The organism is uncultured Clostridium sp., from assembly GCF_947039605.1.
Classification (GTDB): Bacteria; Bacillota; Clostridia; order Clostridiales; family Clostridiaceae; genus Sarcina.
Genome location: NZ_CAMQZG010000082.1, coordinates 1 through 6,483, shown reverse-complemented (window position 1 = coordinate 6,483; position 6,483 = coordinate 1). Strand labels below are relative to the sequence as shown.

Annotated in this window: 7 protein-coding genes and 3 tRNA genes; 8 read left to right on the top strand and 2 right to left on the bottom strand. The window is 30.9% G+C overall.

Going from position 1 to position 6,483, the window contains the following annotated elements:
• Positions 1-149 precede the first annotated feature (149 nt).
• Entirely contained in the window at positions 150-1,298 is a 1,149-nt protein-coding gene (locus Q0V24_RS16720; RefSeq protein WP_297523257.1) for a malic enzyme-like NAD(P)-binding protein, read from the bottom strand.
• 258 nt (positions 1,299-1,556) lie between these two features.
• Here Q0V24_RS16720 and Q0V24_RS16715 point away from each other — a divergent pair, with 258 nt between their 5' ends.
• The 5 genes from Q0V24_RS16715 to Q0V24_RS16695 all read left to right on the top strand — a co-directional run bounded on the left by Q0V24_RS16715 (position 1,557) and on the right by Q0V24_RS16695 (position 4,435).
• On the top strand, positions 1,557-1,850 hold the full coding sequence (locus tag Q0V24_RS16715) for a hypothetical protein (RefSeq protein WP_297523255.1): 294 nt from the start codon (positions 1,557-1,559) through the stop codon (positions 1,848-1,850).
• 11 nt (positions 1,851-1,861) lie between these two features.
• Positions 1,862-2,332, top strand: a complete 471-nt coding sequence (locus Q0V24_RS16710; RefSeq protein WP_297523254.1) for an NUDIX hydrolase — start codon at positions 1,862-1,864, stop codon at positions 2,330-2,332.
• A 117-nt stretch (positions 2,333-2,449) separates the two neighbouring features.
• The gene (locus Q0V24_RS16705) at positions 2,450-2,632 is read left to right on the top strand and encodes a DUF1858 domain-containing protein (RefSeq protein ID WP_297523252.1); all 183 of its coding nucleotides are present in this window, start codon (positions 2,450-2,452) and stop codon (positions 2,630-2,632) included.
• A 374-nt stretch (positions 2,633-3,006) separates the two neighbouring features.
• A complete protein-coding gene (locus Q0V24_RS16700; protein ID WP_297523250.1) occupies positions 3,007-3,552 on the top strand; it encodes an NADH peroxidase in 546 nt (181 codons plus the stop codon).
• A 130-nt stretch (positions 3,553-3,682) separates the two neighbouring features.
• Positions 3,683-4,435, top strand: coding sequence for an acyl-ACP thioesterase domain-containing protein (locus Q0V24_RS16695; protein ID WP_297523248.1), 753 nt, complete (start codon positions 3,683-3,685; stop codon positions 4,433-4,435).
• A 61-nt stretch (positions 4,436-4,496) separates the two neighbouring features.
• Here the strand turns inward: Q0V24_RS16695 and Q0V24_RS16690 are convergent, their stop codons facing one another.
• The gene (locus tag Q0V24_RS16690; protein ID WP_297523246.1) at positions 4,497-5,741 is read right to left on the bottom strand and encodes an NAD(P)/FAD-dependent oxidoreductase; all 1,245 of its coding nucleotides are present in this window, start codon (positions 5,739-5,741) and stop codon (positions 4,497-4,499) included.
• A 438-nt stretch (positions 5,742-6,179) separates the two neighbouring features.
• Between Q0V24_RS16690 and Q0V24_RS16685 the strand changes: the two genes are divergently transcribed.
• From Q0V24_RS16685 to Q0V24_RS16675, 3 genes are all read left to right on the top strand, one after another.
• A tRNA-Glu gene (locus tag Q0V24_RS16685) sits at positions 6,180-6,254 on the top strand.
• Positions 6,255-6,259: 5 nt separating this feature from the next.
• Positions 6,260-6,335, top strand: a tRNA-Val gene (locus Q0V24_RS16680).
• Positions 6,336-6,340: 5 nt separating this feature from the next.
• Positions 6,341-6,417: transfer RNA gene (locus Q0V24_RS16675), tRNA-Asp, on the top strand.
• Positions 6,418-6,483: the final 66 nt, after the last annotated feature.

Below are 6,483 nucleotides of genomic sequence, written 5' to 3'. Positions count from 1 at the left end.
TTATAATTTGTTATATTATTCGTGTTTATGTCAATCAACTCCTTTGAGTATATATTAACACATTTAAACACATTTGGCTGTACATTTACTAACTATTAGTTTACTCCTCAAAAATTTGTCTAAAATTAGTTTGTCCAAACAATTATAAATTATTTAAAATTTCTAACAGCACTAGCAACATTCTTTTGAACTGATAAATCAAAAGCTTTTGGAATAATATAAGTTTCACTTAGGTCTTTATCAGAAATAGAATTAGCAATTGCATAGGCACAAGCAACTTTAATTTCATCTGTAATTTCAGGAAGTCTAGCATCAAGTGCACCTCTGAAAATTCCAGGGAAAGCAAGTACATTATTTATTTGATTAGGATAATCAGACCTACCAGTTCCAACAATTCTAGCACCAGCATCTAGTGCATCCTCTGGGAATATTTCAGGAGTTGGGTTCGCCATAGCAAAAACAATAGAATCTTTATTCATAGAAGAAACCATATCTTTAGAAACGATGTTTGGTGCAGATACTCCTATAAATACATCAGCATTTTTCATAGCATCAGATAAAAGACCAGTTTCTTTATTTGGATTTGTAAGACTAGATATTTCTGTGAAAGCAGGATTAGAATATTCTTCATTAGAAGTTAAAATTCCAGCCCTATCAACGACCACAATATTTTTTATTCCAGAAAGTAAAAGCAGTTTTGTAATTGCACAACCAGCAGAACCAGCACCATTTACCACAACTTTTATATCTAAAAGAGATTTACTAACTACCTTTAAAGCATTTAAAAGGCCAGCAAGAACAACTATAGCAGTACCATGTTGGTCATCATGAAAAACAGGTATATTAAGTTTTTCCTTAAGCTTTGCTTCTATTTCAAAACATCTAGGTGCGGCAATATCTTCAAGATTAATTCCACCAAAAGTAGGACTAATATTAACTATAGTACTCACAATTTCATCTACATCAGTAGTTGAAAGTATTATAGGAAAGGCATCAACATCTGCAAATTCTTTAAAAAGAACACACTTACCTTCCATAACAGGAAGCGATGCAAGAGGGCCTATATCCCCAAGACCTAAAACTGCAGTACCATCAGAAATAACAGCTACAGTATTCCATTTTCTTGTATACTCATAAACAGCTTCAGGATTTTTGTGGATTTCTCTGCAAGGCTCTGCAACCCCAGGAGTATATGCAAGGCTTAGATCCTTGGAGGTTTCTGCCTTAACTCTAGATTTAATTTCTATTTTCCCTTTATAATCTTTATGAAATTTTAAAGATTCCTCATATATATTCATAAACACACCCCTACTTAAATTTTAACTATATAAACTATATTACGGATAATGTAAAAAAATAACAATATAATATACGTAGTAAAATGAAAAACTTAAATAAGGAAAGCTTTATTAAGCATAGGCGGAATAAATAAGTTAAATGGTAAAAAAGCCCTTGAAAAGCGGTCTTAAAGCTATAATTAGAGAATTGATATATCAAGTGTAAATGTTATCATAAAGGTATAAAAAAGATATTATTTTTTTAGGGGGATTATTAATATGAGTGGATTTATATTATCAATGGGTATTACAGGTATTATTGCATATATAGCTTTAAAAAATTTTGATTCAAGAAAAGGTAACAGTGAAATTGTTTTAGAACTTGATGAAAGATATAAATATAAAAATGATATGATAAAAGAAACAGTAAAGAGATTAGAGAAAAAGGGAAAGAAATGTAACTATGTAGGGGAAGATAAAATAGAAATAGATGGTGAAGGCTATAAATTTTCAGAGAGAGAAATTTCAATGGGAAGAATACCACTTCAACAAATAGTATTAAAACACATATAGGAGAAAAAAATATGGGATATATAATGGACCTAAGAAAAGAACTGAAAAATGAGAAGAGAGCGCTAATAATGCCAGCAGCAGGAGTATTAATCATTAATAAAGAAGGAAAGGTGTTATTACAACAAAGAACTGATAATAGTAAATGGGGTCTTCCTGGAGGTTCTATGGAAGTTGGAGAAACTTTTGAGGAAACTGCAACAAGAGAAGCCTTTGAGGAAGTTGGATTAAAAGTAACAGATTTAGATATTTTTAATGTATATTCAGGTGAAGACTTACATTATACATATCCAAATGGGCATGAAGTTTATATAGCAACTTGTGTGTATATATGTAGAGATACATATTCAGGGGAACTTAAAATGGACCCAGAAGAAACAAAAGATGCTAAATTTTACTCAAAAAATGAATTACCAGACATGAGAGAAATTAATCCGCCAGATAGAGTTGTAATAAGAGATTTACTAAAAAAAGAAATATTATAGAGGTTAACATAAAATTAATATATGTATTTAGAGAGATTATTGCATATATTAAATTGAAATAGAAGATAGGCTTTAGTATAATAACTAATAAATAAAAAAGAAAAGAGAGGTAACCCTATGATAAACAAAGAAATGACTATCGGAGAAATTATCAGAGAAAATCCAACAAAAGCAGAAGTATTAATGGCATTTGGAATGGGATGTGTAGGATGTCCATCAGCTCAAGCTGAAACATTAGAAGAAGCGGCTATGGTTCATGGATTAAACATAGAAGAGTTAATAGTAGCTTTAAATAAATAAGAGACAATGTAAGAAAGCACTTAGTATAGATAGAAAAATCTATATTAAGTGCTTTTTCAGTTATAAAGAACATATCTATAAGTGAGAACTATTATTATTTATATAAAATAAAATCAGAGAAAGGGCTTTAGAAATTCAGATAATAAATAAATATTAATTATAAAGAAAATTAAGCATATATATTAAAGTGACTATATTACTACAATTAAAGAGTAAATAAGTACAAAGTTTCTAAATAAAAAATAAATTTAAAAAAATTTGAATAAAAGGCTTGATAAAAAAGAATTATTATTATATAATAATAAAATAACGTAAGATAACTTAGAGAATGAAATATAAAAAAATTATTTGATTGAAACTTAGGAGGTTTTATTATGAAGAAATTTGTTTGTACAGTATGTGGATATATCGCAGAGGGAGAAGTTGCACCAGCAGTTTGTCCAATATGTGGAGTAGGCGCTGATAAATTTATGGAGCAAACTGATACTATGGTATACGCTGATGAGCACAGAGTTGGAGTTGCTAAAGGTGTAGACCAAAGAATAATCGATGGATTACAAGCTAACTTTATGGGAGAGTGTACTGAAGTAGGTATGTACTTAGCTATGTCAAGACAAGCTGATAGAGAAGGACATCCAGAAATCGGAGAAGCTTACAAAAGAATAGCTTTCGAAGAAGCTGAGCATGCTGCTAAATTTGCAGAAATGTTAGGTGAAGTAGTTGAAGCTGATACAAAAGCTAACTTACAAGCTAGAGTTAACGCTGAGCACGGAGCATGTCAAGGTAAGAAAGATTTAGCTACATTAGCTAAACAATTAAACTTAGACGCTATCCATGACACAGTTCACGAAATGTGTAAAGATGAAGCTAGACACGGAAAAGCTTTCGCTGGATTATTAGAAAGATACTTCGCTAAATAAGATCGAAGTTTTAATAAAGAGGTTTCCATTTTGAAATGGAAACCTCTTTTTTTGATTTATAATATAATATAATATAATAAGATAAACAGATAACACGCAGTAATAACTAAAAGAAAAGAGGAAGTTTAAAATGAGTGGAGTAGACTTTAAAAAAACATATGAAATTCTATATAGAGATATAGATAAAAACTTTAACTGCAAAGTAACATCAATAATGGATTGCTTAACAGATGTAGCCTTAGACCATGAAGACTCTCTAGGGATTGATATTCAAGCAAATAACAATCATGGATTAGTTTTTGTATTCTTTGAATATAATTTAAAAATACATAGATATCCTAAATACAAAGAAAAAGTAGTTGTAAGAACACATATAGATACAATACAAAAATTTTATGCATCAAGAAGTTTTAAAGTAGAATCAGAAAGTGGAGAAAGCATAGCGACAGCTACATCACTTGCCGTTATGATAGATGTAGAAAAAAGAAGGCTAGCAAAAGTGCCAGATGAATATTACGAAAAGCATGAAATTGATAAAAATATAAAAATAAGACCAACTAAACTTACAATTGAAAAATTAGAAAATATAACTATAGAAAAAGATATTGAAATAAGATTTTTAGATTTTGATAGTAATGGTCATATAAATAATGCAAAGTATTTTGAATGGTCACTTGATGTAATACCAACAGATATACTAAAAAATTACTTATTAAAAGAAGTGAAAATTAAATTTACAAAAGAAGTAGTAGATGAGGACAAGCCTAAAATTGAAATAGAAATAATAGAAGAAAACGAAGAAATAAAAATGAGACATAAAATTTCTAATGATAAAGGTGAGGAAGTTAATATAATGGAATCATACTGGAAAAGAGCAGAATAATTGTTATAAGTAAGAAGACATAGTTTAAATTTAAACTATGTCTTCTTATTTATTGTATATATTATTTTGTTGCACCAAGTGCAGCAGCAAATCCAGAGCTCCAAGCCCATTGTAGATTAAAACCACCACAATCACCGTCAACATCTATTACTTCACCACAGAAGAATAAACCTTTAATAAGCTTAGACTCCAATGTAATAGGATCTATGTCCTTTGTATCAATACCACCAGCAGTAACCTGAGCAGCAGTAAACCCATTAGCGTCTGTGCATTTAAATTCCCAATGCTTAAGTATCTTTGCTAAAGATTTTTTTTCTTGCCATGTTAATTCATAGCAAGGTTTATGACCAGCTTTAACCTTAGCATCTCTTAATAGTGTTGGAATTAATTTTTTATTTACAATACCAATAAGAGAATCAACAACTGCTCTATTTGAGAATGTGGAAAGATGTTTCTCAAGAAAATTTTCAATTTCCTCCTCAGTCTTATCAGGCATTATATCAACAATGATTTTAACATCATTTCCTTTAGAAACAGCGTAAGATGCAGTTCTTGAGATTTGAAGTATTGGTGGACCTGAAATTCCATAGTTAGTAAATAGAATTTCTCCAAACTCTTTTCTAAGAGATTTTCCATTACTAACAACTTCTGTATATCCATCAAATTTAACACCTGAAATAGCTTTTAAAGAATGATGTTCAAGTTTTAACTGAACAATACCAGCAACTTGATCTATAAGTGTGTGACCAAAGTTTTTAGCTAAGTTATAAGCAGAACCATCAGAACCACTTATAGGCGCAGAAATCCCACCACAAGCAATTATTAGCTTCTCACATTGTATTAGTTCATTAGATTCATCATCAGAAACTATTTTGAACATATCTTTTGATTTATGTATTTGCTTAACTTTATAAGAAGTATAAACAGGAATTCCTCTTTCCTCTAAAGCAAGATTAAATATATCTACAACAGAAGATGCTTGTAGGGACTTAGGGTAACATTTACCCTTTTTTAGTTCTACTAAAGGAAGACCAAGGTTGAGGAAAAAAGCCTTAGCATCTTCAACAGAAAAGTTAGATAAAGCATTTTGGTAAAAACCATCATTTTCACTATGGTAAGTATCAAATGGGTAAGAAATAGTAGAATTAGTTATATTGCATCTACCATTACCAGTCATTAGAATTTTTCTGCCAACTTTATCTGTACCTTCTACAATAGCGACATCTAATCCAAAATCTTTAGCCGAAATAGCAGCCATCATACCAGATGCACCGCCACCGATTATAATAAGATCATGACATATCATATAAAAGCACTCCTTTTAATATCAATTTTTTTATTTATATATTGATTTTAGCATAGAGAAAGGGGGGTTAAAAGAAATTAAAACTAATAAAACAATAAAAAATAAAGTAATTTAGATATTTTTTAAGAAAAATAAATAAATATTTATAAAATTTAGAAAGTTTTTTGAAAAAAAATAGAAAAGAAGGTATTTTAAATAGAAAAAAACCATTTTAAAATAAATAAATTTTATACTTAATAAATGGCTATTTATAAGGGTTTAAGGGTTACATAAGGGTGCGGAATAGAGCTTGTTTTAAAAAAAAATAAAAAAAAAGTAGAAAAAGTGTTGACAGTACCACAAGATTTAGGGTAAGATAGTCTATGTCAGGTCGGAACAAACGACATGACGGTCCAGTAAATTATGTTCAATACATATGTGGTATAGAGGTCTTCATAAGGCCCCTTGGTCAAGCGGTTAAGACACCACCCTTTCACGGTGGTAACAGGGGTTCGATTCCCCTAGGGGTCACCATTTTAGGTCGCATAGCTCAGCTGGGAGAGCACCTGCCTTACAAGCAGGGGGTCACAGGTTCGAACCCTGTTGCGACCACCACATATGGCTCAGTAGCTCAGTTGGTTAGAGTACCGGCCTGTCACGCCGGGGGTCGAGGGTTCGAGTCCCTTCTGAGTCGCCATAATTTTACTTGGCCCCTTGGTCAAGCGGTTAAGACACCACCCTTTCACGGTGGTAACAGGGGTTC

Coding starts and splice junctions, on each gene's coding strand:
- Q0V24_RS16700 (WP_297523250.1), top strand. CDS start 3,007: ATGAAGAAATTTGTTTGTACAGTATGTGGATATATCGCAGAGGGAGAA.
- Q0V24_RS16715 (WP_297523255.1), top strand. CDS start 1,557: ATGAGTGGATTTATATTATCAATGGGTATTACAGGTATTATTGCATAT.
- Q0V24_RS16705 (WP_297523252.1), top strand. CDS start 2,450: ATGATAAACAAAGAAATGACTATCGGAGAAATTATCAGAGAAAATCCA.
- Q0V24_RS16695 (WP_297523248.1), top strand. CDS start 3,683: ATGAGTGGAGTAGACTTTAAAAAAACATATGAAATTCTATATAGAGAT.
- Q0V24_RS16720 (WP_297523257.1), bottom strand. CDS start 1,298: ATGAATATATATGAGGAATCTTTAAAATTTCATAAAGATTATAAAGGG.
- Q0V24_RS16690 (WP_297523246.1), bottom strand. CDS start 5,741: ATGATATGTCATGATCTTATTATAATCGGTGGCGGTGCATCTGGTATG.
- Q0V24_RS16710 (WP_297523254.1), top strand. CDS start 1,862: ATGGGATATATAATGGACCTAAGAAAAGAACTGAAAAATGAGAAGAGA.